This window comes from Serratia sp. CY76391 (assembly GCF_052166695.1).
Taxonomy (GTDB): domain Bacteria; phylum Pseudomonadota; class Gammaproteobacteria; order Enterobacterales; family Enterobacteriaceae; genus Serratia; species Serratia nematodiphila.
The window spans coordinates 173,837-199,814 of sequence record NZ_JBJNOJ010000008.1 but is presented as its reverse complement, the minus strand read 5'-3'; the positions used below and the strand labels follow the sequence as shown (position 1 = coordinate 199,814).

The following is a 25,978-nucleotide window of genomic DNA, read 5'->3' as shown; positions in this document are numbered from 1 at the left end:
ACCCGTGCCAACTTTTATATTATTGAAAAACAACAACTCTTTATTTTTGACTCTCTGCGCGCTTGCTGTAGAGTGATTATTTTCACCAAACATTGGCGAATTTCATCATGAACGAACAGCCAGAAAATTTGTTGGGCGAAGCAAACGCCTTTGTCGACGTATTGGAGCAAGTCTCCCAGGTGGCAAAGCTGAACAAACCGGTGCTGGTGATCGGCGAGCGCGGCACCGGCAAGGAACTGATCGCCCACCGCCTGCACTACCTCTCCAACCGTTGGCAAGGGCCGTTCATCTCGCTCAACTGTGCGGCGCTGAATGAAAACCTGCTGGACTCCGAGCTGTTCGGCCACGAGGCCGGCGCCTTTACCGGTGCGCAGAAACGTCATCTGGGCCGCTTCGAGCGCGCCGACGGCGGCACACTGTTCCTCGATGAGCTGGCGACCGCGCCGATGCTGGTGCAGGAGAAATTGCTGCGGGTGATCGAATACGGCCAGTTGGAACGCGTGGGCGGCAGTCAGCCGCTGCGGGTGGATGTGCGGTTGGTGTGCGCCACCAACGACGATCTGCCGGCGTTGGCGGCGGCGGGCAAGTTTCGCGCCGATCTGCTGGATCGGCTGGCGTTCGACGTGGTGCAGCTGCCGCCGCTGCGCCAACGCCGGCCCGATATCATGCTGCTGGCCGAGCACTTCGCCATTCAAATGTGCCGTGAGTTGGCACTGCCGCTGTTTCCCGGCTTTACCGAACGCGCCAGGCAGACGTTGCTCAACTACGGCTGGCCGGGCAACGTGCGCGAACTGAAAAACGTGGTGGAACGTTCGGTCTATCGTCACGGCGACAGCGACAACCCGCTGGATGAGATCGTCATCAACCCGTTTGCACCACGCGAGGCCACGCCGCTTGCGCCCGCCCCTGAAGGCGCCGGCGCGTTGCCGGCGCTACCGCTCGAGCTGAAAAACTGGCAGTTGGAGCAAGAGAAGGCGCTGATCGAAGCCGCGCTGCAGCAAGGGCGATTCAACCAGCGCAAGGCGGCGCAGCTGCTGGGGCTCACTTACCACCAGCTGCGCGGTATGCTGAAAAAGCATGCGCTGCTGCAAAACGGCGAAACGGACGAGGAATAGCGGGCAAAAAAAAGCCAGCACCCGAGCTGGCTTAAAAAACACTGGAAGCAATGTGAGCAATGTCGTGCCTTCCACATCAGAGCCGCAAACTGTGGCCTTCCGTGAACTGCCAGGCGATGATAATAGTTATCAGTATCGTCTGTAAAGCACTTTGTTGAGAATTTTTCTCATTACCACACGAAGATTGCGCAATTACCACTCAGGGAACGGGTCTGCCATCTCCAGCCAATAGTCCACGCCGGCGGCCATTTCGTCGTCGTTCAGCAGGCAGTCGTCCAGCAGACGCACGATCGCCGCCTGTTGCAAGTGCTGGCCGATAAACACCAACTCCTGGCGCATGTCGCCGAACGGCTCCACCCATTTCTCCTGAATATGCGCCCGCGTTTGCGGATCCTGCGGCCAATTATCTTGCGGGATCGCGCGCCAAAAGGTGCCCGCCAGGCCGTAATGGGCGATGCCGCCGGCCTGGCTCCACTGCCCGGCCTGCCGCGGCCGCGTCGCCAGCCAGAAGAAGCCTTTCGAGCGCAGCAGCTTGCCGCCGCCCCAATCGCCGTTGATCACGCGGTAGAACTTGTCCGGCGCAAACGGCCGCCGCGCCTGATAGACAAAGCTGCTGATGCCGTAGCTTTCCGTTTCCGGCACGTGTTCGCCGCGCAGCTCTTTCAGCCAGCCGGGCGCCTGCTGCGCCTTTTCAAAGCTGAAGCTGCCGGTATTCAGCACCGCCTCCAGCGGCAGTTTGCCCGGCGCGATCGGCACAATGCGGGCGTCGGGATTCAGGCTGGCCAGCAGCGCCATCACTTCGCCCTGCTGCGTTGGCGTCAACAGATCGGTCTTGCTGACCAGGATCACGTCGCAAAATTCAATTTGCTCAATCAACAGGTCCGCCACGCTGCGCAGATCGTCCTCACCCAGGCTTTGGCCGGCCTCCTGCAGGCTTTGCGCCTGCTGGTATTGCTGGATGAAATTCACCCCGTCGACCACCGTCACCAGCGTATCCAGCCGGGCGAATTGGGACAGGCTTTCGCCCGTTTCATCCTCAAAGGTAAAGGTTTCCGCCACCGGCAGCGGCTCCGAGATGCCGCTCGATTCGATCAACAGGTAATCGAAACGCCCCTCCTGCGCCAGTTCGCGCACCGACACCAGCAGGTCCTCGCGCAGCGTGCAGCAGATGCACCCGTTGCTCATCTCCACCAGCTTCTCTTCCTGGCGATCGAGATGCACTTCATTCTCCACCAGCGCGGCGTCAATGTTCACTTCGCTCATGTCGTTGACAATCACCGCCACACGCATGCCCTGCCGGTTGTTCAGGATATGGTTCAGCACCGTGGTCTTGCCGGCGCCGAGAAAGCCGGAAAGCACGGTCACGGGAAGTTGTTTCATGGAAACCTCATTAAAATTCATTACGTAATGCCTGATAACCGCGCACCAGTTCGACGTTGGTGGCGGCCACTTCTTCCGAAAACTGCAGCGCGCCGCGATCGACCTGGCGATAGCGCGACAGATCGCTGTCCGGCCCCACGCGTTCGGTCGAGGGGATATAGCGGTTTTCCGGCAGCGTCACGCCGTCCACCACCGCGTTGTAGCGCACCACGCAGCCGGACTGAACGTGGCAGTTGAACAGCACGCTGTTGAACCCGATAAACACCCGATCGCCGATGCGGCACGGGCCGTGCACGATGGCGCGGTGGGCGATCGAGCTGTAACGGCCGATGGTGACCGCCGCCCCGCTCTTGGAGTGGATCACCACGCCATCCTGAATATTGGAGTGTGAGCCGATGACGATCGGCTCCATGTCGCCGGCGGCGTTCAACTCGTCGGCGCGGATCACCGCATACGGGCCGACGTAAACGAAATCTTCGACGATCACCCGGCCGCATAGAATGGCGGTGGGATCGATGTAGGCCAGCGGCGAGACCTGCGGCAGATGGCCACTGGGATTTTTACGCAGCATGGTGTTCTCCCCGCCAGCTCAGCTCCGCCACCGCATTGTGGGCATGCAGGCTCTCCTGATGTTCAACGCGCAGCGAGAAAGCGCGGTAGTCGCACTGGCTGCGCAGCATGCGGTACAGACGGCGCGCCGCGTCCTCGCAAAACATCAGGTTCTGACCGTTGGCCAGCGCGAAGGCCTGCTCGTCGCGGCGTTTCACCAGCGTTTGTACTGGCGTGCCCAGCGCATGTTCGATACGGTCGATCAGTTTCACCGGTTCAAACGCCCGTTCATTCTCGGGCGTCACGGTGATCCAGGCCCAGCTGCGCTGGCTGTGGGGCGTGGCCGGCATTCCCTGCTCCAACAGCCACTCGCTCACCTGCCGTTGGTTGACCCGCTCCGCCTCCTGTTCAAAATCAAACTGGAACTGTTGCTGCGCCAGCTGGCGGCTGAGCGCCGCCGAACTCGGGCAGGTGGAGGAATAAGGCACGCCGACGGTCAGCGCCAGCGTCAGCGTGTCCGTCAGGGTGGCCTCGATGCGCAGCGGATAAGCTTTCCAGCCGCGCTGCGGCGACAGCAGCGCCGGGCGTGACAGCAACAGCTCGCCGCTGAGCGTCAGGCTGGCGCGATCGCTGTGTTCCGGCTGCGAAGCCAAAAAGGCCTGCAACGTCCGACCGATGCGCTGTGGCGTCAGCTCTCCCTGCGTCAACTCGTCCAGCGCCAGATACAGCCGCGACATGTGAATGCCGCGTTCCCCCGCCGCTTCGGCGCGCAGGTTGATACCGGCGTCGACCTTCGCCATCAATGGCTTGCCGGCCAGCTCCAGCGGCAGCGCGATCCCTTGCATCCCGACCCAATCGAGCCCGACATCACTCATTTCGCCGCGCCATGCCTGAGCGTCCGGCAGCGAACGGCGTGGTGGAAGTGCAACTTCGTTCATACATCCCCTTGCGTTATTGTGACTTTGCCGGGGAACGGTAACATGATTTTGTTATATTATAACATAACATTAAAAACTTTTTTCTTGCCGCTGAACGGGCTGATTAATCAAGTCGCAGAAAACTCAGCGATTTTGTTCAATGGATTGGGCTGCTGGTCAGAGTGCGATACACTAACGCTATTGCTGATTAACCCATGAGCCTCTATGCGTGGTTTACCCTTTTGGATACTGTCGTTGTGCCTGACGGGCTCTGCCCTGGCCGCGACAACACCGCCCGCGCCCACCGCGGCGCCGCTGCCGGACATTCGCCAGAGCGGATTTGTTTATTGCGTCAGCGGCATACTGAATACCTTCAACCCGCAAATGGCCAGCAGCGGCCTGACGGTGGATACCCTGGCCGCCCAGCTGTACGATCGCCTGCTGGACGTCGATCCCTACACCTATCGCCTGATCCCCGAGCTGGCGCAAAGCTGGGAAGTGCTGGATAACGGCGCCACCTACCGCTTCCATTTGCGCAAGGACGTGCCGTTCCAGACCACCGCCTGGTTCACGCCCACCCGCAAGATGAACGCCGACGACGTGGTGTTCAGCTTTGCCCGCGTATTCGATCAGAAACACCCGTATCACGACGTGAACGGCGGCGAATATCCCTATTTCGACAGCCTGCAGTTCGGTGATTCGGTGCAGAGCGTGAGAAAGCTCGACGACTACACGGTGGAGATTCGCCTGCAGTCGCCGGACGCCTCGTTCCTGTGGCACCTGGCCACCCACTACGCGCCGGTGTTGTCCGCCGAATACGCGGACACGCTGACGCGCGAAGGCCATCAGGAGCTGATCGATCGCGAGCCGGTCGGCAGCGGCCCGTTCCTGCTCAACGAATACCGCTCGGGGCAATATATTCGCCTGGCGCGCAACGCCGCCTACTGGAAAGGCCTGCCGCGCATGCCGCAGGTGGTGATCGATCTGGGCGCCGGCGGCACCGGCCGCCTCTCCAAGCTGCTGACCGGCGAGTGCGACGTACTGGCCTATCCGGCGGCCAGCCAGCTGTCGATTCTGCGCGACGATCCGCGCCTGCGCCTGACGCTGCGTCCGGGGATGAATATCGCCTATCTGGCGTTCAACACCCGCAAACCGCCGCTCGACAACCTCAATGTGCGCCAGGCGATCTCGCTGGCGATCAACAATCAGCGGTTGATGCAGTCGATCTATTACGGCACGGCGGAAACCGCCGCCTCGATCTTGCCGCGCGCCTCCTGGGCCTATGACAACGATGCGCACGTCACCGAGTACGATCCGGCCAAATCGCGCGAGATGCTGCGGCAGGCCGGCGTCAGCCAGCTGAACCTGAAGCTGTGGGTGCCGACCGCCTCTCAGTCTTACAACCCGAGCCCGCTGAAAACCGCCGAACTGATCCAGGCCGATCTCGGCCAGGTGGGCATCAACGTCACCATCGTGCCGGTGGAGGGCCGCTTCCAGGAAGCGCGCCTGATGGAGATGAACCACGATCTGACCCTGACCGGCTGGGCCACCGACAGCAACGATCCGGACAGCTTCTTCCGGCCACTGCTGAGCTGCGCGGCAATCCGTTCGCAAACCAACTATGCTCACTGGTGTGACCCGGGCTTCGACGAAGTGCTGCAGAACGCGCTGCTGTCGCAGCAGCTGTCTCAGCGCATCGACAACTACCGCAAGGCGCAGAAAATCCTCGAGCAGCAATTGCCGGTGCTGCCGCTGGCGTCTTCCCTGCGCCTGCAGGCCTATCGTTACGACATCAAGGGATTGGTGCTGAGCCCGTTCGGCAACGCCTCGTTCGCCGGGGTGTACCGTGAATCCGCGCCGGAGGTGAAAAAGTGATTATCTTTACCCTGCGCCGCATTCTGCTGCTGCTGATCACGCTGTTCTTCCTGACGCTGGTCAGCTTCAGCCTGAGCTATTTCACGCCGCGCGCGCCGCTGAACGGCGCCGCCCTGCTGGACGCCTATCAGTTCTACTTCGTCAGCCTGCTGCACTGGGACTTCGGCGTCTCCAGCATCAACGGCCAGGCGATCAGCGAACAGCTGCGCGAAGTGTTCCCGGCCACCATGGAACTGTGCCTGCTGGCCTTCGCTCTGGCGCTGTTTATCGGCATTCCGCTGGGCATCATCGCCGGCGTGCTGCGCGGCAAGTGGCAGGACACCGCCATCAGCACCTTCGCGCTGCTGGGCTTCTCGATGCCGGTGTTCTGGCTGGCGCTGCTGCTGATGCTGTTCTTCTCGTTGCATCTGGGCTGGCTACCGGTATCTGGCCGTTTCGACCTGCTGTATCAGGTGAAGCCCATCACCGGTTTTGCGCTGATCGACGCCTGGCTGTCGGACTCGCCGTATCGCGCCGAGATGATTGGCAGCGCGCTGCGCCACATGATCCTGCCGATCGCCGCGCTGGCGGTGGCGCCCACCACCGAAGTGGTGCGGCTGATGCGCATCAGTACCGATGACGTGCTGAGCCAAAACTACATCAAGGCCGCCGCCACCCGCGGCCTGTCGCGCTTCACCATCATCCGCCGCCACGTGTTGCACAACGCGCTGCCGCCGATCGTGCCCAAACTGGGGCTGCAGTTCTCCACCATGCTTACGCTGGCGATGATCACCGAAGTGGTCTTCAGCTGGCCGGGCCTCGGCCGGTGGCTGATCAACGCCATTCGCCAGCAGGACTATGCGGCGATCTCCGCCGGCGTGATGGTGGTCGGCACGCTGGTGATCACCATTAACGTCCTGGCCGACATTCTGGGTGCGGCAACCAACCCGCTGAAACATAAGGAATGGTATGCCCTTCGATAACGTATACCGCGAGAAAAAGATGCCGAGCCCGCTGCGCTACACCTGGCGGATTTTCTACGGCGACGCGCTGGCGATGATCGGTTTTTACGGCGTGATCGCCCTGCTGCTGCTGTCGCTGTTCGGCAGCCTGCTGGCGCCCTACGCGCTGGATCAGCAGTTCCTCGGCTATCAACTGCTGCCACCGTCCTGGTCGCGATACGGCAACGTGTCGTTCTTCCTCGGCACCGACGATCTCGGGCGCGACATCCTCAGCCGCCTGTTGACCGGCACCGCCGCCACCTTCGGTTCCGCGCTGGCGGTGACGCTGGCCGCGGCGTTCTGCGGGGTGATCCTCGGCGTGTTCGCCGGCGTCACCCACGGGCTGCGCTCGGCGGTGCTCAACCATATCCTCGATACCCTGCTGTCGATTCCGTCGCTGCTGCTGGCGATCGTGGTGGTGGCGTTTATCGGCCCCAAACTTGAACACGCCATGCTGGCGGTGTGGCTGGCTCTGCTGCCGCGCATGGTGCGCACCATCTACAGCGCGGTGCACGATGAGCTGGAGAAAGAGTACGTGGTGGCGGCGCGGCTTGACGGCGCTTCCACGCTGCAGATCCTGTGGTATGCGGTCATGCCGAACATCGCGGCAGTGCTGGTGACAGAATTCACCCGCGCGCTGTCGATGGCCATTTTGGATATCGCCGCGCTCGGCTTCCTCGATCTCGGCGCGCAGTTGCCTTCTCCTGAATGGGGAGCGATGCTCGGCGATTCGCTCGAGCTGGTGTACGTCGCGCCCTGGACGGTGATGCTGCCCGGCGCGGCCATCCTCGTCAGCGTGCTGCTGGTTAACCTGTTAGGCGACGGTATGCGCCGCGCAATCAATGCCGGGGTGGAATAATGCCGTTACTCGATATCCGCAATTTGACGATTGAATTTATGACTGCCGAAGGGCCGGTCAAGGCGGTCGATCGCGTCAGCATGACGCTGACCGAGGGCGAAGTGCGCGGCCTGGTGGGCGAATCGGGCTCCGGCAAGAGTCTGATCGCCAAAGCCATCTGCGGCGTGACCAAAGACAACTGGCGCGTTACCGCCGATCGCTTTCGTTTCGACGACATCGATCTGCTGCAGCTGAGCCCGCGCGAGCGGCGCAGGCTGGTGGGCCACAACGTCTCGATGATCTTCCAGGAGCCGCAGTCCTGTCTCGACCCTTCCGAAAGCATCGGCCGCCAGCTGGCGCAGGCCATCCCGGGCTGGACCTACAAGGGCCACTGGTGGCAGCGCTTCAACTGGCGCAAACGCCGCGCCATCGAATTGCTGCACCGTGTCGGTATCAAGGATCATGACGACATCATGGGCAGCTTCCCCTACGAGCTGACGGAAGGCGAGTGCCAGAAAGTGATGATCGCCATCGCGCTGGCCAACCAACCGCGCTTGCTGATCGCCGATGAGCCGACCAACGCCATGGAACCGACCACGCAGGCGCAGATTTTTCGCCTGTTGGCGCGTCTCAACCAGAACAACAACACCACCATTCTGCTGATCAGTCACGACCTGCAGATGATGAGCAAGTGGGCCGATCGGGTGAACGTCTTGTACTGCGGGCAAACGGTGGAAAGCGCCCAGTGCGAAGAACTGCTGGCGGCACCGCACCACCCTTACACCCAGGCGCTGATCCGCGCCATGCCGGACTTCGGCCGCTCGTTGCCGCACAAAAGCCGGTTGAATACGCTGCCGGGCGCCATTCCTTCGCTGGAACACCTGCCGATCGGCTGCCGCCTGGGGCCGCGCTGCCCTTACGCACAGAAGAAGTGCATCGAAACGCCGCGCCTGCGCCCGGTCAAAAACCACTTCTTCGCCTGCCACTTCCCGCTGAACATGGAGGAGCAATAACATGGAAACGCTGTTGGAAGTGCGCAACCTGAGCAAAACCTACCGCTATCGCACCGGGCTGTTCCGCCGCCAGCACGTCGAGGCGGTGAAATCGGTCAGTTTTACCCTGCGCGAAGGCCAGACGCTGGCGGTGATCGGCGAGAACGGCTCCGGCAAATCCACGCTGGCGAAGATGCTCTCCGGCATGGTGGAGCCGACCGCCGGCGAACTGTTGATCGACGATCATCCGCTGGAATTCGGCGACTATCGCTACCGTAGCCAGCGCATTCGCATGATTTTTCAGGATCCGAGCACCTCGCTCAACCCGCGCCAGCGCATCGGCCAGCTGCTGGACGCGCCGCTGCGGCTGAACACCGATCTTGAGCCTGCCGAGCGCGAGCAGCGCATCAACCAGACGCTGCGCCAGGTCGGCATGCTGCCGGATCACGCCTACTACTATCCGCACATGCTGGCCTCCGGGCAAAAACAGCGCGTCGCGCTGGCCCGTGCGCTGATCCTGCAACCGAAGGTGATCGTCGCCGATGAGGCGCTGGCCTCGCTGGACATGTCGATGCGCTCGCAAATCATCAACCTGATGCTGGAGCTGCAGGAAAAACACGGTATTTCCTATATCTACGTCACCCAGCACCTCGGCATGATGAAGCATATCAGCGACCAGGTGCTGGTGATGCACGAAGGGGAAATCGTCGAACGCGGCAGCACCGCGGAGGTGTTGGCGGCGCCGCTGCACGAATTGACCAAGCGCCTTATCGCCAGCCACTTCGGCGAGGCGCTGACCGCCGATGCCTGGCGGCGCGACGGCGGCCGCTTCTGAGTCTTCACCTCCAAACCCGCTGCGGCGGGTTTTTTATCACCTTGCGCGCCTGCCGCTTAGCGAGAAAGCGCACATGCAAATTACATTATTGTTATATATCCTTATATTTTATTCCTTTCAGTTATTGATTAGTCCGTAACATTATTTTATCTCGCCAGGGCGATCGGTGAGGATATCCCCTACGTTGCACTTCTCATACGACAGGATATCGCACTGATGAACAGCATTCGCCATCGCCGCCTTACGCAGTTTCTACTCACGCTGGCAGCCGGTTTTTCTGTTTACGGCCACGCCCTCTGCTGTGATGAGCTGCGCTAAAACCGCCTTTCGCCCCGCCTGCGGGCATGTTGCCTCTTTGTCCAGCCGACGCTGCCGCGCGCAGCGGCGGCTGTTGATCATGATTAAGGATTGACCCTATGGAACGACTCCGTCGACAACATAATGCCCAGTGGTATCACGAAACCCAAAGCAGCGTGCGGGGCGATGCGCCGCTGGAACCGCAGGCGGCCACCCTTCGCGATCGCTTTCTGCTGGGGCTGGGCGCCTTCGCCGATGAAGCCTTAAACAATGCGCTCAGCGCTCGCGCCGGCGTATTCAGCGCCTCGTTGGCCGGTTACCACGCGCTGTTTCCCGACCAGGTGCCGCTGTCACGATACGTGACATTGTCACCCTACGATCGCCTCAGCACCGCGTTGACCGTCGCTCAGGTGACGGGCGTGCAATCGCTTTGTAGCCACTACGCCGCTCGCCTCGCCCCGCTGCACAGCCCGGACGCCTCCCGGGAAAGCAATATCCGCCTCGCCCAGATCACCCAATACGCCCGCCAGCTTGCCAGCCAGCCCACGCTGATTTGCCGCAAGGCGCTGCAACAGCTCGCCGACGTCGGGCTGAGCCCGGCGGATATTGTCACCTTTTCGCAGGTGATCGGTTTTGTCAGCTATCAGGCGCGCGTGGTCGCCGGCGTCGCGGCGTTGGCCGGCCGGCCGGCGGTGGTGGTGCCCGGCTTTCCTAACGTCGAAGACGCCGATGGCGTCGCTTTCAGCGCCGACGAACTGAGTTGGTCTGCCCGCCTGCCGCCGATCGACGCGGAAACCGCCGCCGCCGAACAGCTTGACGTGCTGGATCAGAGCCACCCGCAGGCGCGCGCCGAATCTTATTATCTGCTGTTGGCGCACGATGCCGCCGCATTGCGCGAGCGTAACGGGGTGTTCAACGGCATCAATGCCGAAGGATATGGGTTATCGAGCCGCCTGAAGGCGCTGGCGACGCTGGCGGTCTCGCGCATCAACGGCAGCCGTTACTGCGCGGCCACCGTCGCGCAAGAATTGCAGGATGAGGGATTGGTTCAGGCGTTGTTCGCCGGGCTGCCTCAGGGGCTGGCGTATACCGAAGATTCGGTAAAACTCGCGGTGATGCGCACCGCCGCCGAGCTGACTCGCGCACCGGAGAAGTTCACCCCGCAGAGCGTGCAGCCGTTGTTCAACAGCGGCCTGAATCAGGCGCAGGCGCTGGAAGTGATCCTCACCGCCGCCCTCTACGCCTGGGAAAATCGCCTGCGCCAAACGCTGGGCGATGCGGAACCGGCACAACCGGCACAACCGGCACAACCGGCGCCGTGATCTGTCATCACTGAGTTGACGGCTAGCGTCCTTCGCCGTTAACTCACCCTTCTCTGTTTCGGCGAAAAACTTCACCAAAATATAAATTGATAAAGCAAAAATCCAAACACACTTCATTTATCAGGATTATGATTCGTTTTGTTCTAGCATCGGCGAAAAACAGGGTTCGTCAAAATTATGTCTGCAAACAAAGCAATAGGCAGATTGCGCCATCGCTCAATTCTGTAACCGTTCTCATCGCATAAGCAGTAAAACAAGGTTTTAACCCTGCTAATTAATAGATGGACTCATTAACACCCCTAACCTTTCAGCAGTGGTCGTCTTGCTATTTCATTTCTATGATTAAGCCGATAGCGGCGTTGTGATGACCCCTTTTAAATATTCAACAAAGATAAACGCTCGCCGTTATTCCCATTATTTTAATTTTCTATCACAGCAAAAAAAATATTGTGAGGTAACCCTATGTCTGAACAAGAACTTAAATCCAGCAACAGTATCGTTAACGTCATTGTCGTCATCGATACCGATGCCCTGATAGAAGCATTCGAGAATAACAATCCCAGCCAGGACGCCGGCAACCCGACGGGCATTGGCCATCAATACGCCTATATGGTCGTCACCTCCGAACAGGTGATCGGCGGCTCCGGCACGGCGGACCTGAACTTTAAGGCCAATGTCGGCGATGTCATTCGCTGGACCGGCACCTCGGAATCCGCCAATTTCGACGCCAGCGTGCTGATCTACGGGCTGCCGCAGTTCGGCAGCGGCACCCAGGTTTTCTCCAACCCGACCTTCAAAATGTATACCCGCAGCTCGATGATGCCGGCGCAAAATACCGTATTCCCCGTCAGCTTCACCAACCAAACCTATTGGTTTATACAGGCGGACATTACCAATACCGGCACGGAAAACTATTGCATCCAATTTGGCCTTTATTATCGGCCAAACGGCGGCGATCAGAAATTACTGGGTTATTTCTATTGGGATCCGACCATTACCATCAGTAATTAACATGATTTCATCGGCCGTTAGAGAAAACATGATTATGGCCCCGTGGGGCCATAATCATGGGGGAACATCGGATAAACATAAACGTCTCTATTCCTTTTGCCGCCGCAACCACTCGCTGGCGGCATCGAAAAACTTCTGCGCCAACGGCGTGGCGCGCTCCGCCATATCAACCACCACCGCCGCATGGCGCGGCATGGCGGCGATGGCCACCGGCCGCCGCTGCAGTTCCGGCATCAGCGGCGATTGCAGCTGGCCGCGCGGGAACAACCCGCAACCCAGGCCGACGAAAATCCCTTCCAGCAGTTGGAAGATCGAAGCGGTTTCCAGCCGCGGGTGCAGCGTCAACCCGGCGTCGCGGAAATGCTGATCGAGATAGCGGCGAAAATACCGCGTCGGCTCGGCCAGGCACAGCGGCAAGGCGGCCACCGCCTCCAGCGGCAACGGCGTGTCGCCCACCAGCTTAGGGAAGTGTTGCGGATGAAATACCAGCTCGACGCCGGTTTCCACCAGCGGTTGTGATTGGAAATGCAGTTCTTTCAAGGTCGACAGCTCGAAAAAACCGATGCCGATGTCGACGGTATGCGCCGTCAACGCCTCCAGCAGTTGATCGGCGCTCAGCACCGCCAGCCGGTAATCAAGATGCGGATAACGCTCGCTGACCGCCTTGAGCATTTCCGCCACCGAGATGCTGCACTGCGGCACCACGCCAAGGCGTAACGTGCCGTGCAAACCGTGCTTGAGCGACTCCACCTCCAGCTTCAGCCCTTGGTAAACCGAGACGATCTCACGCGCCCACGCCAGCACCCGCTCGCCTTCGGCGGTAAAACCACCGAAATGGTTGCCGCGGTTAATCAGCGAAACGCCCAGCTCTTTTTCCAGGTTTTTCAATCGCATGGACAGTGTCGGCTGGCTGACGAAGCTGGCCTCCGCCGCCCGACCGAAGTGGCGTTCCCGTTCTAAATTACACAAATAAATCAGTTGTTTAATATCCATAGCGCGGCTCAATGATCGGCATTCGCGCTCAGTATACCACCGGGCGTCGTCGCTCGCCCGGTGAGTCAGAGCTTCAGCTTCATGTAATCCATCAGGCGCGAGAACACGCCGCCCTGCGGCACCGCCTGCAGCGCCACCAGCGGCAGGGTTTTCACCACCTGGCCATTATCGCTGATGCGGATCTCGCCAACGGTTTGGCCTTTGTTGACCGGCGCTTCCAGCCGCGCGGCATTGATCACGTACTGCGCCTTCAGTTTGTCCGCCTCGCTTTTCGGCAGGCTGAGCGACTGGTCCTGCGCACTGCCGACCGGCAAGCGGTGGCTTTCGCCGTACCAGACCGGTTCTTCCCCCAGGCTCTGGCCGGCGCTGAACAGGTGTACGGTGGTAAAGTCGCGCAGCCCCCACGTCAACAGCTTACGCGCCTGTTCCTCGCGGCCTTTGGAACTTTTGCCGCCCATCACCACGGCGATCAGGCGGCGATCTCCTTCGGTGGCGGAGGCGATGATGTTGAAGCCGGCCGAGGCGGTGTGCCCGGTTTTCAGGCCGTCGACGTGCAGAGTCTTATCCCACAGCAGGCCGTTGCGGTTCTGCTGCGTGATGCCGTTCCAGGTCAGCGATTTCTCGCTGTACATGTGGTATTCCGCCGGCTCGCTCATGATGATGGCGCGCGCGATCACCGCCAGATCGCCGGCGGTGGTGAACTGCCCTGGCGCATCCAGCCCGTGCACCGTCTCAAAATGGGTGTTCTGCAATCCCAGCTGGGCGCTCTTCTCGTTCATCAGCTTAACGAAGTTGGCCTGGCTGCCCGCCACATAGTCCGCCATCGCCACGCAGGCGTCGTTGCCGGAATCAATGATGATGCCGCGGCTGAGATCGCGAACCGTGACCCTGTCACCGGGTTTCAGAAACATCAGCGAGGATCCTTTGAACACCGGGTTGCCCTGCGCCCAGGCGTCTTTCCCCACGGTGACGACATCGTCGAGGCCAATCTTATGCTGGTCGAGCGCATGGTCGATCACCAACCCGGTCATCAGTTTGGTCAGGCTGGCCGGATTGCGCCGCTCGTCGGCATTGCCGGCGGCCAACACCTGGCCAGTGGTGTAATCCATCAAAACGTAAGAGGCGGCGTCTATCGCCGGCGGAGTCATGGCGGGAAAATGGGACGCCGTTTCCGCCGCCTGCGCCGCCAAAGGCAGTAACATACCGCCGATCACTACTGATACTGAACGCTTCACGCTGTGTTCCTCAGGCCCGCAGGCTAAATAAAATGCCAATATAATCCGCGAGATAGACTGCATGAATTCACTTTCAGGCGAAACCATTACTCTTTTGCAGCGGGTGTCTTTATGCAACCATTTGTTTAGGTCAGCGTCCGCCTGCGATAGATATGCTCTATGCCGCCATTGCCCCATTCGATTAGACGCCTGCCTGCCGCGCCCCTAAACTTGTGACATAAATACGCAAAACGCATAAAAAAGCGTTTACTTTTTAGCTACAACCACCTGCGAAGTGTCACCATGAAATTCAAACCGTCAATCAAGCCTTATACCGGCCCGGCGGGCGGCTGGGGTTCGCTTGAAGCCACCACCCGCTTTGTCCTCGACAGTAAACAAACGCTAAAAAACATGCGCAACCTGATGCGCGTCAACAAGGCGCGCGGCTTCGACTGCCCCGGTTGCGCCTGGGGCGACGATAATCACAGCACCTTCGGCTTTTGCGAAAACGGCGCCAAAGCGGTCAGTTGGGAAGCGACGCGCAGCGCGGTCGAGCCCGAATTCTTCGCCGCCCACAGCGTCAGCATCCTGCAGCAGCAGAGCGACTATTTCCTCGAGTATCAGGGGCGCCTCACCCATCCGATGCGCTACAACGCCGAAACCGACCACTATGAGCCTATCCATTGGCCGGACGCGCTGGCGCTGATCGCCAAACACATCAACGGCATGGACAACCCGAACCAGATCGAGCTGTATACCTCGGGCCGCGCCAGCAACGAAGCGTCGTACCTTTATCAGCTGTTTGGCCGCATGCTCGGCACCAGCAACTTCCCCGACTGTTCCAATATGTGCCACGAGGCGAGCGGCGTTGGGCTGAAACAGAGCATCGGCGTCGGCAAAGGCACCATCCGCATCGATGACTTCGAAAAGGCCGATGCCATCTTCGTGTTCGGTCAAAACCCCGGCACCAACCACCCGCGCATGCTGCACAGCCTGAAAAACGCCGCCCGACGCGGCGCGCGCATCGTCAGCTTTAACACCCTGCGCGAACGTGGGCTGGAAAGATTCGCCGATCCGCAGGATCCGGTGCAGATGCTGACGCCAAAATCCTCGCCGATCAGCTCTTCCTATTACCAGCCGAATCTGGGCGGCGATATGGCGGCGGTGCGCGGCATGGTGAAAGCCCTGCTGGAAACCCACCGTCAGCGCCTCGCCGCCGGTGAACCAGCCTTGTTTGACCTGGCGTTTATCGAACGGCACAGCGTCGGCGTAGAGGCTTATCTGGCGCAGGTGGACGCCACCGAGTGGCAGACCATCACCGCGCAGTCGGGCCTGAGCGAAGCGCAATTGCGCCAGGCGGCGGCCACCTACCAGGGCGCTGAACGGGTGATCTGCACCTGGGCGATGGGCGTGACTCAGCATAAGCACTCTATTGCGACGGTGCGTGAAATCACCAACCTGCAGCTGCTGTTCGGGCAACTGGGCAAACCGGGCGCCGGTCTGTGTCCGGTGCGCGGCCACAGCAACGTTCAGGGCAACCGCACCATGGGGATCGATGAGAAGTCGCCGAAGGCGCTGCTCGACAGCCTGGAACGCCACTTTAACTTCACCGCCAATCGCGCGGTGGGCCACAACACGGTGGAAGCGATCGAAGCGATGCTGCGCGGCGAAGTGAAAGTGCTGATCGCGCTTGGCGGCAATCTGGCCGCCGCGGCGCCGGACACCGAGCGCACCGCCCGCGCCCTGCGCAACTGCGATTTGACGGTGCACATCAGCACCAAACTTAACCGCAGCCACCTGGTGACCGGCAAAGACGCGCTGATCCTGCCGACACTCGGCCGCACCGAACTGGACATGCAGGCCAGCGGCTCACAGTACATCACGGTCGAGGATTCGTTCAGCATGGTGCACTCCTCGGAAGGCATCGGCAAACCGCTGGCGGATACTCAACGTTCGGAGACGGCGATCGTCTGCGGCATCGCCGACGCCGTGCTGGGCACGCAACAGCTGGACTGGCTGGAATTGGCCGACGACTACTCGCTGATCCGCGATCACATCGCCGCCACCATTCCCGGCTTTGAGGATTTCAACCGGCGCTGCGAGCAGCCCGGCGGTTTCTACCTGGGCAATGCCGCCGCCGAACTGCGTTTCGCCACGCCGAGCGGCAAGGCGGAATTCAGCGACGCCGCGCTGCCGACTACCCTGTTCCCGCAGCTGGGCGGCGAGCAAGCGCCGTTTACCCTGCAGACGCTGCGCTCGCACGATCAGTACAACACCACCATCTATGGTCTGGATGACCGCTACCGCGGCGTTTACGGTCAGCGCGAAGTGCTGTTCATTCATCCGGAAGATCTGGCGGCGCTGGGCCTGCAGGATGGCGAACGGGTAGAGATAGAAACCCTGTGGAACGACGGCGTGGTGCGTAAGGTAGATGGATTCAAGCTGGTGAGTTACGACATCCCGCGTGGCAATCTGGCGGCCTACTACCCGGAAACCAACCCGCTGGTGCCGCTGGCGAGCTTCGGCGACGGTACCGGCACCCCGACCTCGAAGTCGATTCCGGTGGCAATTCGCCGCAGCGAGCAGCAACCGTCGCTGCGCATCGCCTGAAAACGCGCGCCCGGTTCACGCCGGGCGCGCCAATATTTCCAGGATAGTCTGCAATTCCTCGGACAGCTGATGCCGCCGCCAGACGAAATAGAGATCGCTCACGCCCTCCTCGCCCATTTCCACCACCTTCAGCCCCGGCGCCGGCAAGATCAGCGGCAGCAACGAACCCGGCACGCAGGCGACACCACAACCGGCCTGCACGCAGGCCGCCATCGCGGCATAAGATTCCATTTCCAGCGTCATGCGCGGTTTCAGCCCGCGCGAGGCCAGCCAGTGATCGACCTTCAACCGGAACGAGCACTCGCGGCTGAACGTGTAAAACTCCAGCGGCGCCAGCGTGGCGGCGTCGGGCTGCCCGACATCCGCCGGCATCAGCAGCACCAGCCGTTCGTCAAACGCCTTTTGGCTGGCCAGCAGCGGATGTTCAATTGGGCCGTCGGTAATCGCCAGATCGAGATCGCTGTCGATCAGCATGCGTTCCAGCACCAGCGAGTCGCGGCTGAGCACGTTGATGTGCAAATGAGGCTGTAAACGGCGCAGCCGGGCAATGCGCGCCGGCAAGTGACTGACCAGCGAAAAATCCAGCGCGCCGAGGTTTAACAGCCCATGCTGGTGCTCGCCGGCGAACAGCTGCTTGCTGCGCTCGGCCTGCGCCACGATGTCGCGCGCCTGCTGATAGAACAGTCGTCCTTTGGGATTGACGTACAGCCGGTTCTTGTCGCGGAAAAACAGCTCGCCGCCCAGCGACTCCTCAAGCTCGCGCAGCCGCAGCGTGACGTTGGAAGGCACGCAGTGCAGCTCGCGGGCGGCGGCGGCGATGGTTTTGTGTTCCACCACGGTGCAGAAAAACTTCAGCTGACTCAGCTTCATTAATTATTCACTTTTAGTTAGTGTTTTAGTTAAAAACAATCACTTTAGATTAGCATCGATTTCATCTACAGTCTGCCGACACCCTGAGGAGGACCTCTGATGCCACTGAATGACCTACTGACGCTGCCCGGCGTGGCGGCCCAACCGGACGCGGTAACCGACGGTTACGTGTTCAACCACACCATGATCCGCGTGAAGGACCTGACCAAGGCGCTGGATTTCTATACCCGCGTACTGGGCTTTACCCCGGTCTATCTGGAAACGTTCGAAGAAGCCGCTTTCACCATCTGCTACCTGACGCGCAGCCCGCGCGAGCAGATCCCGCAGGATGACGACGAACGCAAACGCTGGGCGCTGAGCCAACCGGGCATTCTCGAACTGACCCATAACCACGGCACCGAAAATCAGGCGGATTTCCACTACCACAACGGCAACGGCGAGCCGCGCGGCTTTGGCCACCTGTGCGTCACGGTGCCGGACGTACGCGCCGCCTGTGAGCGTTTTGAGCGCCTGGGCGTCACCTTCCAGAAACGCCTGCACGAAGGCCGCATGAACTACGTGGCGTTCATTCGCGATCCGGACGATTACTGGATTGAAATCCTGCAGCCGACGCCGCTGCAGGACTGATTGCCCCCCTCCTTCACCCCGGCCCTCGCGCCGGGGTTTTTCGTCGATAGCGCTTCGATTGACCATTCTTGCGCAAAATCGCGCGGCAACGCGGGGTTCCGTGACGTTAGGCTTGCTCGCAGCGGGTGATTCGCGTAAAACTGTCAGCCGCAAATCTTGCCACTCACAACCCATTCACTGGACGATATGTTTCAAGATAACCCGCTGCTGGCGCAGCTTAAACAGCAACTTCACTCTCAAACCCCGCGCGTTGAAGGCGTCGTGAAAGGGACTGAGAAAGGCTTTGGCTTTCTTGAAGTAGACGGTCAAAAAAGTTACTTCATTCCACCGCCGTACATGAAGAAAGTCATGCACGGGGATCGCATTATCGCCACCCTGCACACCGAGAAAGAGCGCGAAATCGCCGAGCCGGAAACCCTGGTCGAGCCGTTCCTGTCGCGCTTTGTCGGCCGCGTGCAAAAGCGCGACGATCGTCTGTCCATCGTGCCCGATCATCCGTTGCTGAAAGAGGCGATTCCGTGCCGCCCGGTGCGTGAATTGACCCACAACTTCCAGGCAGGCGACTGGGCGGTGGCGGAAATGCGCCGCCATCCGCTGAAAGGCGATCGCGGCTTCAACGCCGATCTGACCCAGTTTATCACCAACGGTGAAGACCATTTCGCCCCGTGGTGGGTGACGCTGGCACGCCACAATCTGGAAAAAGAAGCGCCGGAGATGCAGGCCCTCAGCGAGCCGGACGCCGCGCTGACGCGTGAAGACCTGACCGCGCTTGAATTCGTCACCATCGACAGCGCCAGCACCGAAGACATGGACGATGCGCTGTATGTGACCGACAACGGTGACGGTTCGCTGCAGTTGACCATCGCCATCGCCGATCCGACCGCCTACGTCGAGCAAGGCAGCAAGCTGGACGATATCGCCCGCGTGCGCGCCTTCACCAACTACCTGCCAGGCTTCAATATCCCGATGCTGCCGCGCGACCTGTCGGACAACCTGTGCTCGCTGCGCCCTAACGAGCGCCGCCAGGTGCTGGCCTGCCGCGTGACCATCGCCGCCGACGGCGCGCTGGGCGACGATATTCAGTTCTTCGCCGCCGAGATCGAATCCAAAGCCAAACTGGTGTACGACGAAGTTTCCGACTGGCTGGAAGGCATTGCCGGCTGGCAGCCGCCGAGCGACGCCATCGCACAACAGATCACCCTGTTGAAACGCGTTTGTGACGCGCGCAACGCCTGGCGCCACCAGCATGCGCTGGTATTCAAAGATCGCCCGGACTACCGCTTCGTGCTGGGTGAAAAAGGCGACGTGCTGGAGATCATCACCGAGCAGCGCCGCAGCGCCAACCGCATCGTTGAAGAGTGCATGATCGCCGCCAACGTCTGCGCCGCCATCGTGCTGCGCGATCGCCTGGGCTTCGGCGTGTACAACGTGCACACCGGTTTCGATCCCGCGTTGGTTGAGCAAGCGGTCACCGTATTGCAGGCTAACGGCGTGGAAGCCGAAGCCGAAAAACTGCTGACCCTTGAGGGCTTCTGCGAACTGCGCCGCCACCTGGATGCGCAGCCGACTCAGTTCCTTGACAGCCGCATCCGCCGCTTCCAGACCTTCGCGGAGATCAGCACCACGCCGGGGCCGCACTTCGGTCTGGGGCTGGAGGCTTACGCCACCTGGACATCGCCGATCCGTAAATACGGCGACATGGTCAACCATCGCCTGCTGAAGGCAATCATCAACCAGCAATCGGCCGAAAAACCGCAGGATGACGTGACGGTGCAGTTGGCGGAGCGCCGCCGCCTGAACCGCATGGCGGAACGCGACGTCGGCGACTGGCTGTACGCCCGCTTCCTGCAGGACAAGGCCGGTACCGATACCCGCTTCAACGCCGAGATTATCGACGTGACACGCGGCGGCCTGCGTGTGCGCCTGCTGGACAACGGCGCGGTTGCCTTCATCCCGGCACCGTTCATTCACGCGGTGCGTGACGAGATGCAGTGCAGCCAGGAAACCGGCACCGTGCAGATCAAAGGTGAAGTGGTTTACCGCCAGAGCGACACCTTGCAGGTCACCATCGCTGAAGTGCGCATGGAAACCCGCAGCGTGATCGCCCGCCCTGTGGCCTGAACGCCAACCTGAAACGGTCGTAACGCAAAACGCCGGCGGTGAGAACCGCCGGCGTTTTTTTCGCCCCGCGTCTGCTAGCGCAGCGGATCGCCGCCGGTTTCACGCAACAGCGGCAGCGCGGCCAGCGAGATCAGCGTCGCCAACATCAGATAGCCGGCGGGCGCCAGCAGCGAACCGCTGAGTGCGATCGACTGTGAAGCGATGTATTGGGCAAAGCCGCCGAAGATTGCGACGCCAAGGCTATAAACCAACGCAAACCCCAGCGCGCGCACCCGCTGCGGAAACAGCTCGGAAATCACCAACAGCGTAGGAACAGACCCCAACGTCGTTAGCCCAACCATCAGCGCAACCACGCTCAGCAACACCGCCGGATACGGCGCCACCGTCAGCAGCCAGAAAACCGGCAACGCCAGCAGCAAAATGGCGATCCGCGCCCGGCGGATCAGCGGCAGACGGCCATAGCGATCGCACCAATGTCCGACCAGCAAGCTGCCGCCGAAGGTCACCAGCCCCGCCAGCAGCATCGCGGCATAGCCGTAAGTCTGCGCCATGCCCAGATACTTCACCGCAAAGGTACCGAGATAATACATAGAGATGTAAGTGGCGACCGTGGCGCCGATGGTCAACATCACGCCGAGTACCACCGCCCGCGAGTGCCGGCGCAGCTGCACAGGCGGCTCCTGAGTGCGCGACACCGGCGGCCGGTCGCTTTCCAGCCCGAGGCGCAGCCAGCAACCGAGCGGTGCCAGCGCCACGCCGATAAAGAACGGAATGCGCCATCCCCACTCGGCCATGGAGTTCGGCTCGCCGGAGATCGCCGGCAACGCTGCGCTGAGCGCCAGCGCGGTGACGCCGCCAACCACGGTGGCGATGCCCTGTGTCGCCAGCGACCAGCTGGAATAGAAGCCTCGCCGGTTAGGTGGCGCCGACTCCACCAGCAACGACATCGATGCGCCCACCTCGCCGCCCGCCGCTACGCCCTGGATCAAACGCGCCACCACCAGCGTGATGGTTCCCCAATAGCCGGCGCTGGCGTAGGTCGGCGCAAAACCGATCATCGCCGTACCCAGGCTCATCAGTGAAATCGTCAGGATCATCGCCGGTTTGCGGCCGCGGCGATCGGCATAGGCGCCGATCAAAATACCGCCCAAAGGCCGCATAATAAAACTGACGCCGAACGTGGCGAACGCCAGCAGCAACGCCAGATTAGGATCGCTCGACGGCGGAAAGAACAGCACACTAATATAAATGACGAAGAAGTTATAAATGCCGAAGTCAAAAAATTCCAGCGCATTACCGAAGGAGGCGGCAAATATCACTTTCTTGCCGCCCGTCTTCGACGGCGCGTTTATTTCTGATTGCGTCACCGCCGTATTTTCACTCATTATTATCTTCCCTGTTATTATTTTTCTGACTTATTTTAAATACGCTTCCGCCAGCGCGCCCCAATAATGGCTGCCCGCCGCCAGGCATTCATCGTTAAAGTCATATCCCGGGTTATGCACCATACAGCTTCCTTCACCGTCGCCATTGCCAATAAGCAGATAGCAGCCCCGCGGCTGCGCCTCGAGCATGAAGGTGAAATCTTCGCTGCCCATCAGCGGTTTAGCGCCATAGTGCGCACGGGCGGTACCGAATTGCTGCTGCGCCACGCGGTGGGCGAAACGCGTCATGGCTTCGTCGTTGATCAATACCGGAGCGCCGTTGACATGAGTCACGACCGCGCTGGCACCGAAACTTTGCGCCTGCGCCTGAATCAGCGCGGGAATGCGCGATAACAGCGTTGTTCGCCATTCGCGCCCCAGCGATCGTACGCTGAGCTTCATTTCCGCACTATCAGGGATCACATTGGCCGCCTCACCGGCTTTAATGCTGCCGACAGTGATCACCGCCGCTTCAAGCGGATTGGTATTGCGCGATACGATGCTCTGCAGCGCAATGACAATGTGCGACGCCACCAGCACCGGATCGACCGTCAAATGCGGCATGGCGCCGTGGCCGCCACGCCCCTGTATCGTGACCACAATCTGATCCGAAGAGGCCATAAAGGGACCGTGCTGGAAAAAGAACTCGCCGGCGGGTAACCCAGGCATATTGTGCATGGCGAAAATGGCGTCACAGGGGAAGCGTTCGAACAGCCCCTGTTCCACCATGCGCGCACCGCCGTCCAGCATCTCTTCCGCCGGCTGGAAAATCACATGCAACGTGCCGTTGAAATTGCGCGTTTGCGCCAGATAGCGTGCGGCGCCAAGCAACATGGTGGTATGCCCGTCGTGGCCGCAGCCATGCATGCGGTTGGCTACGCTGCTGCTCCAGGGTTTGCCGTTGTTTTCCTCGAGCGGCAAGGCGTCCATATCGGCGCGCAGCCCAAGGCGTTTAACGCCGTCGCCCACCCGCAGCGTCCCCACCACACCAGTGCCGGCCAAACCGCGGTGCACCTCATAGCCCCACGAACTCAAATAGTCCGCCACCAAATCACTGGTGCGGAACTCTTCAAATCCCAGCTCCGGGTGCTGGTGAATATCGTGCCGAATCGCCGTGAGCTGCGGTAAATACCCTGCAATAACTTTATTTATCATAATTAAATCCCTTTCCTTTCCATATTATTTATTTAATGAATGAATAAACAGGCGGATGAAAATAAAGGTATAACACGACGCGCGCTATTTTATTCCGGCACACCTCTACAGGTGAAATAATAAGCCGACAAACGCCGCGCCCAGATAAAAAACGGCGATGATTCGCTGCATGCGCAGTAAAAGTGCAGAATGAAAATCTGTTCGGAAATGCGTGGGCGGCAGCCTGCGCCAACGGCGTTTCATCGCCTTGTTTTTACACTAAAACCCCACCTGCTTCACATTTCTCATCCGACCTGCCGCGGTTCAGCGGCAAAACTTCTACTGTTAAAACGTCATCCCTAATAACAACGTCAATTTCTACCTCTGTACGCCAAGGAGTTGTTTCATGAAAAACATCAGGTCCGGACTTATCTGGCTGCTGGTGGCGTTGGTCGGCGCTTTCGCCTTCGCCATGCTGGCGCTCAGCCGCGGCGAACACGTCAACGCCGTCTGGCTGGTGGTCGCCGCCGTCGCCTGCTACAGCATCGCCTACCGTTTCTACAGCCGGTTCATCGCCGACAAGGTTTTTGAACTGGATGACCGCCGTCTGACCCCGGCCGAACGCCATAACGACGGCCTGGACTATGTACCCACCAACAAATGGGTGCTGTTCGGCCACCACTTCGCCGCCATCGCCGGCGCCGGGCCGCTGGTGGGGCCGATCCTGGCCGCGCAGATGGGCTTCCTGCCGGGAACCATCTGGATCCTGGTCGGCGTCATGCTGGCCGGCGCGGTGCAGGATTTTCTGGTGCTGTTCATCTCCACCCGCCGCGACGGGCGTTCGCTGGGGGAGATGGCCAAACAGGAGCTGGGGGCGTTCGCCGGGGTGATCACCATGCTCGGCGCGCTGGGGGTGATGATCATCATCCTGTCGGCGCTGGCGCTGGTGGTGGTGAAGGCGCTGGCCGACAGCCCGTGGGGGCTGTTCACTATCGCCGCCACCATCCCGATCGCGCTGTTCATGGGCATCTACATGCGCTTTATCCGGCCGGGCAAAATCGCTGAAATCTCAGTGATCGGCTTCGTGCTGATGCTGCTGGCGATCGTTTACGGCGGCAACGTGGCGCAAGATCCCTACTGGGGGCCGTTCTTCACGCTGCACGGCACCACCCTGACCTGGGTGCTGGTGATCTACGGCTTCGTCGCCTCGGTGCTGCCGGTGTGGCTGCTGCTGGCGCCGCGCGACTACCTTTCGACCTTTATGAAGATCGGCGTCATCATCGGCCTGGCCATCGGCATCGTTTTCGCCATGCCGGAGATGAAAATGCCGGCGGTTTCGCGCTTTATCGACGGCAGCGGCCCGGTGTTCGCCGGCGCCCTGTTCCCATTCCTGTTCATCACCATCGCCTGCGGCGCCATTTCCGGCTTCCACGCGCTGGTTTCCAGCGGCACCACGCCCAAACTGGTGGAGCGCGAAAGCCACATTCGCTTTATCGGTTACGGCGCCATGCTGATGGAGTCTTTCGTCGCCATCATGGCGTTGATCTGCGCCTCGGTGCTGGATCCGGGCGTTTACTTCGCCATGAACTCACCGGCGGCGCTGATCGGCACCACGGTGGAAAATGCTTCACAGGTGATTAACAGCTGGGGCTTTATCGTCACGCCGGAAACGCTGGCGCTGATCGCCAAAGAGGTGGGTGAAAATTCAATACTGTCGCGTGCAGGCGGTGCCCCGACATTCGCAGTGGGCATGGCGCACATCATCAGCGAGGTGTTCAACAGCCGGGCGATGATGGCGTTCTGGTACCACTTCGCCATTCTGTTCGAAGCGCTGTTCATCCTGACCGCCGTCGACGCCGGCACCCGCGCCTGCCGCTTTATGGTGCAGGATCTGGTAGGCGTGGCGGTGCCGCAGCTGGCCAACAACCGCTCCTGGTTCGGCAACCTGGCGGGCACCACGGTGGCGGTGGCCGGCTGGGGCTTCTTCGTGTATCAGGGGGTGGTCGATCCGCTCGGCGGCATCAATACCCTGTGGCCGCTGTTCGGCATCGGCAACCAGATGCTGGCATCGATGGCGCTGATCCTCGGCACCGTGGTGCTGTTCAAGATGAAGAAGCAGCGCTACGCCTGGGTGACTATTCTGCCGACCGCCTGGCTGTTCGTCACCTCGATGACCGCCGGCTGGCAGAAGATCTTCCATGAGAAACCGAGTATCGGTTTCCTGGCGCAAGCGAAGAAATTCTCAACCGGCATCGAGCAAGGCACGATCATTGCGCCGGCCAAGTCGCTGAAGGACATGGAGACCATCGTGTTCAGCAACCAGATCAACGCCGCGCTGTGCGGGTTCTTTATGCTGGTAGCGGTGACCATGCTGATCGCCGCTTTCTTCACCATCCGCCGGGCGCTGCGTTCCGAACAACCGACGGCTCACGAAGTCAGCGCCGCGCTGCGGGAGGAAACCAGCCGTGGCTGAGTCCCGGGGTTGAAATAGACGGCCGGCCCCTTGAGCAATGCGCTGCTCGAGGGGTTAGGTCGTTACCGCGCCGGTGGGCAATATTGCGTTTACGGCGGCATCCGCCTCCGCCTCACCGATCAACGGACTGCTGCAGCTGTTTTATATCTTGTCTGCCTAGGCTATTTCTATTTTTTGCTTTCGCTCAGTTGCGTATGGCACGACTGGCACCCGGCCATGCCGTTCGCCTGACGCTAGACCACAACGTGCAGTAAAGACACGAGATAGGAGATAGGAGATAGGAGATTTTCAGGGACTACTCGGGAACATACATACCAGAAGCTTCGGTGCAATGGGCATTTACCGAAGTGCAAAGAAACTGAAGTATCACAAGGGTATCATTGCTGATCTTCCATTATCGT

The 25,978-nt window shown here is 60.5% G+C and carries 20 protein-coding genes; 12 read left to right on the top strand and 8 right to left on the bottom strand.

Translation table 11 applies throughout. The features are described 5' to 3' along the window. Positions 1 to 107 precede the first annotated feature (107 nt). Positions 108 to 1,115 (top strand): phage shock protein operon transcriptional activator, encoded by a 1,008-nt coding sequence (pspF, locus tag ACJ8PN_RS16190; protein WP_442535073.1) that lies wholly within the window; start codon positions 108 to 110, stop codon positions 1,113 to 1,115. A gap of 192 nt (positions 1,116 to 1,307) precedes the next feature. Here the strand turns inward: pspF and zigA are convergent, their stop codons facing one another. Genes zigA through folE2 form a run of 3 tightly spaced genes read right to left on the bottom strand, consistent with a single transcriptional unit; the run spans position 1,308 to position 3,982 of the window. Then, entirely contained in the window at positions 1,308 to 2,495 is a 1,188-nt protein-coding gene (gene zigA, locus ACJ8PN_RS16185; RefSeq protein WP_004930567.1) for a zinc metallochaperone GTPase ZigA, read from the bottom strand. A 10-nt stretch (positions 2,496 to 2,505) separates the two neighbouring features. Further along, on the bottom strand, positions 2,506 to 3,066 hold the full coding sequence (locus ACJ8PN_RS16180; RefSeq protein ID WP_048323719.1) for a carbonate dehydratase: 561 nt from the start codon (positions 3,064 to 3,066) through the stop codon (positions 2,506 to 2,508). After that, on the bottom strand, positions 3,056 to 3,982 hold the full coding sequence (gene folE2 / locus ACJ8PN_RS16175; RefSeq protein WP_306377483.1) for a GTP cyclohydrolase FolE2: 927 nt from the start codon (positions 3,980 to 3,982) through the stop codon (positions 3,056 to 3,058). The genes ACJ8PN_RS16180 and folE2 overlap by 11 nt, the downstream gene beginning before the upstream one ends. A gap of 204 nt (positions 3,983 to 4,186) precedes the next feature. Between folE2 and sapA the strand changes: the two genes are divergently transcribed. From sapA to ACJ8PN_RS16140, 7 genes are all read left to right on the top strand, one after another. Continuing rightward, positions 4,187 to 5,836, top strand: coding sequence for an ABC transporter substrate-binding protein SapA (sapA, locus tag ACJ8PN_RS16170; protein WP_015378016.1), 1,650 nt, complete (start codon positions 4,187 to 4,189; stop codon positions 5,834 to 5,836). Further along, positions 5,833 to 6,798 carry a putrescine export ABC transporter permease SapB gene (sapB, locus tag ACJ8PN_RS16165; protein ID WP_004930575.1) on the top strand — a complete coding sequence of 322 codons (966 nt, stop codon included), beginning with the start codon at positions 5,833 to 5,835 and terminating at the stop codon, positions 6,796 to 6,798. Before sapA ends, sapB begins: the two co-directional genes overlap by 4 nt. Beyond that, positions 6,785 to 7,675 (top strand): putrescine export ABC transporter permease SapC, encoded by an 891-nt coding sequence (gene sapC / locus ACJ8PN_RS16160; RefSeq protein WP_004930580.1) that lies wholly within the window; start codon positions 6,785 to 6,787, stop codon positions 7,673 to 7,675. Before sapB ends, sapC begins: the two co-directional genes overlap by 14 nt. After that, positions 7,675 to 8,667 carry a putrescine export ABC transporter ATP-binding protein SapD gene (sapD, locus tag ACJ8PN_RS16155; RefSeq protein WP_004930587.1) on the top strand — a complete coding sequence of 331 codons (993 nt, stop codon included), beginning with the start codon at positions 7,675 to 7,677 and terminating at the stop codon, positions 8,665 to 8,667. Before sapC ends, sapD begins: the two co-directional genes overlap by 1 nt. Position 8,668: 1 nt before the next feature. After that, positions 8,669 to 9,481: a putrescine export ABC transporter ATP-binding protein SapF gene (gene sapF / locus ACJ8PN_RS16150; protein WP_004930589.1), complete on the top strand. Its 813-nt coding sequence runs from the start codon at positions 8,669 to 8,671 to the stop codon at positions 9,479 to 9,481. 416 nt (positions 9,482 to 9,897) lie between these two features. Beyond that, positions 9,898 to 11,100, top strand: a complete 1,203-nt coding sequence (locus ACJ8PN_RS16145; protein WP_442535072.1) for a CMD domain-containing protein — start codon at positions 9,898 to 9,900, stop codon at positions 11,098 to 11,100. 462 nt (positions 11,101 to 11,562) lie between these two features. Continuing rightward, the gene (locus tag ACJ8PN_RS16140; RefSeq protein ID WP_015378018.1) at positions 11,563 to 12,111 is read left to right on the top strand and encodes an inclusion body family protein; all 549 of its coding nucleotides are present in this window, start codon (positions 11,563 to 11,565) and stop codon (positions 12,109 to 12,111) included. An 87-nt stretch (positions 12,112 to 12,198) separates the two neighbouring features. Here ACJ8PN_RS16140 and ACJ8PN_RS16135 read toward each other — a convergent pair whose 3' ends face one another. After that, the gene (locus tag ACJ8PN_RS16135; RefSeq protein WP_004930593.1) at positions 12,199 to 13,104 is read right to left on the bottom strand and encodes a LysR family transcriptional regulator; all 906 of its coding nucleotides are present in this window, start codon (positions 13,102 to 13,104) and stop codon (positions 12,199 to 12,201) included. Positions 13,105 to 13,169: 65 nt separating this feature from the next. Continuing rightward, positions 13,170 to 14,339, bottom strand: coding sequence for a serine-type D-Ala-D-Ala carboxypeptidase DacD (gene dacD, locus ACJ8PN_RS16130; RefSeq protein ID WP_049188995.1), 1,170 nt, complete (start codon positions 14,337 to 14,339; stop codon positions 13,170 to 13,172). Positions 14,340 to 14,621: 282 nt separating this feature from the next. Between dacD and ACJ8PN_RS16125 the strand changes: the two genes are divergently transcribed. Further along, positions 14,622 to 16,928, top strand: a complete 2,307-nt coding sequence (locus ACJ8PN_RS16125) for an FdhF/YdeP family oxidoreductase (protein ID WP_442535071.1) — start codon at positions 14,622 to 14,624, stop codon at positions 16,926 to 16,928. A 15-nt stretch (positions 16,929 to 16,943) separates the two neighbouring features. Here ACJ8PN_RS16125 and ACJ8PN_RS16120 read toward each other — a convergent pair whose 3' ends face one another. After that, positions 16,944 to 17,798, bottom strand: a complete 855-nt coding sequence (locus ACJ8PN_RS16120) for a LysR family transcriptional regulator (RefSeq protein ID WP_171454122.1) — start codon at positions 17,796 to 17,798, stop codon at positions 16,944 to 16,946. 99 nt (positions 17,799 to 17,897) lie between these two features. Between ACJ8PN_RS16120 and gloA the strand changes: the two genes are divergently transcribed. Beyond that, positions 17,898 to 18,425, top strand: coding sequence for a lactoylglutathione lyase (gene gloA, locus ACJ8PN_RS16115; RefSeq protein ID WP_004930603.1), 528 nt, complete (start codon positions 17,898 to 17,900; stop codon positions 18,423 to 18,425). A 186-nt stretch (positions 18,426 to 18,611) separates the two neighbouring features. After that, the gene (locus ACJ8PN_RS16110) at positions 18,612 to 20,546 is read left to right on the top strand and encodes an exoribonuclease II (protein ID WP_442535070.1); all 1,935 of its coding nucleotides are present in this window, start codon (positions 18,612 to 18,614) and stop codon (positions 20,544 to 20,546) included. Between the two features lie 74 nt (positions 20,547 to 20,620). Here the strand turns inward: ACJ8PN_RS16110 and ACJ8PN_RS16105 are convergent, their stop codons facing one another. Both ACJ8PN_RS16105 and ACJ8PN_RS16100 read right to left on the bottom strand, forming a co-directional pair. Then, a complete protein-coding gene (locus ACJ8PN_RS16105) occupies positions 20,621 to 21,931 on the bottom strand; it encodes an MFS transporter (protein WP_442535069.1) in 1,311 nt (436 codons plus the stop codon). Between the two features lie 30 nt (positions 21,932 to 21,961). Then, complete coding sequence (locus ACJ8PN_RS16100) at positions 21,962 to 23,125, bottom strand: M20 aminoacylase family protein (protein WP_442535068.1); 1,164 nt, start codon at positions 23,123 to 23,125, stop codon at positions 21,962 to 21,964. Between the two features lie 385 nt (positions 23,126 to 23,510). Here ACJ8PN_RS16100 and ACJ8PN_RS16095 point away from each other — a divergent pair, with 385 nt between their 5' ends. Beyond that, on the top strand, positions 23,511 to 25,577 hold the full coding sequence (locus ACJ8PN_RS16095; RefSeq protein ID WP_442535067.1) for a carbon starvation CstA family protein: 2,067 nt from the start codon (positions 23,511 to 23,513) through the stop codon (positions 25,575 to 25,577). The last annotated feature ends 401 nt before the right edge of the window (positions 25,578 to 25,978 follow it).

What these genes read in the sequence shown, in the direction of transcription:
- folE2 (WP_306377483.1), bottom strand. Translation starts at nt 3,982, where the DNA reads ATGAACGAAGTTGCACTTCCACCACGCCGTTCGCTGCCGGACGCTCAG.
- ACJ8PN_RS16110 (WP_442535070.1), top strand. Translation starts at nt 18,612, where the DNA reads ATGTTTCAAGATAACCCGCTGCTGGCGCAGCTTAAACAGCAACTTCAC.
- sapF (WP_004930589.1), top strand. Translation starts at nt 8,669, where the DNA reads ATGGAAACGCTGTTGGAAGTGCGCAACCTGAGCAAAACCTACCGCTAT.
- ACJ8PN_RS16125 (WP_442535071.1), top strand. Translation starts at nt 14,622, where the DNA reads ATGAAATTCAAACCGTCAATCAAGCCTTATACCGGCCCGGCGGGCGGC.
- ACJ8PN_RS16180 (WP_048323719.1), bottom strand. Translation starts at nt 3,066, where the DNA reads ATGCTGCGTAAAAATCCCAGTGGCCATCTGCCGCAGGTCTCGCCGCTG.
- ACJ8PN_RS16145 (WP_442535072.1), top strand. Translation starts at nt 9,898, where the DNA reads ATGGAACGACTCCGTCGACAACATAATGCCCAGTGGTATCACGAAACC.
- sapD (WP_004930587.1), top strand. Translation starts at nt 7,675, where the DNA reads ATGCCGTTACTCGATATCCGCAATTTGACGATTGAATTTATGACTGCC.
- ACJ8PN_RS16100 (WP_442535068.1), bottom strand. Translation starts at nt 23,125, where the DNA reads ATGATAAATAAAGTTATTGCAGGGTATTTACCGCAGCTCACGGCGATT.
- sapA (WP_015378016.1), top strand. Translation starts at nt 4,187, where the DNA reads ATGCGTGGTTTACCCTTTTGGATACTGTCGTTGTGCCTGACGGGCTCT.
- ACJ8PN_RS16140 (WP_015378018.1), top strand. Translation starts at nt 11,563, where the DNA reads ATGTCTGAACAAGAACTTAAATCCAGCAACAGTATCGTTAACGTCATT.
- pspF (WP_442535073.1), top strand. Translation starts at nt 108, where the DNA reads ATGAACGAACAGCCAGAAAATTTGTTGGGCGAAGCAAACGCCTTTGTC.
- ACJ8PN_RS16120 (WP_171454122.1), bottom strand. Translation starts at nt 17,798, where the DNA reads ATGAAGCTGAGTCAGCTGAAGTTTTTCTGCACCGTGGTGGAACACAAA.
- sapC (WP_004930580.1), top strand. Translation starts at nt 6,785, where the DNA reads ATGCCCTTCGATAACGTATACCGCGAGAAAAAGATGCCGAGCCCGCTG.
- ACJ8PN_RS16135 (WP_004930593.1), bottom strand. Translation starts at nt 13,104, where the DNA reads ATGGATATTAAACAACTGATTTATTTGTGTAATTTAGAACGGGAACGC.
- ACJ8PN_RS16105 (WP_442535069.1), bottom strand. Translation starts at nt 21,931, where the DNA reads ATGAGTGAAAATACGGCGGTGACGCAATCAGAAATAAACGCGCCGTCG.
- zigA (WP_004930567.1), bottom strand. Translation starts at nt 2,495, where the DNA reads ATGAAACAACTTCCCGTGACCGTGCTTTCCGGCTTTCTCGGCGCCGGC.
- ACJ8PN_RS16095 (WP_442535067.1), top strand. Translation starts at nt 23,511, where the DNA reads ATGAAAAACATCAGGTCCGGACTTATCTGGCTGCTGGTGGCGTTGGTC.
- gloA (WP_004930603.1), top strand. Translation starts at nt 17,898, where the DNA reads ATGCCACTGAATGACCTACTGACGCTGCCCGGCGTGGCGGCCCAACCG.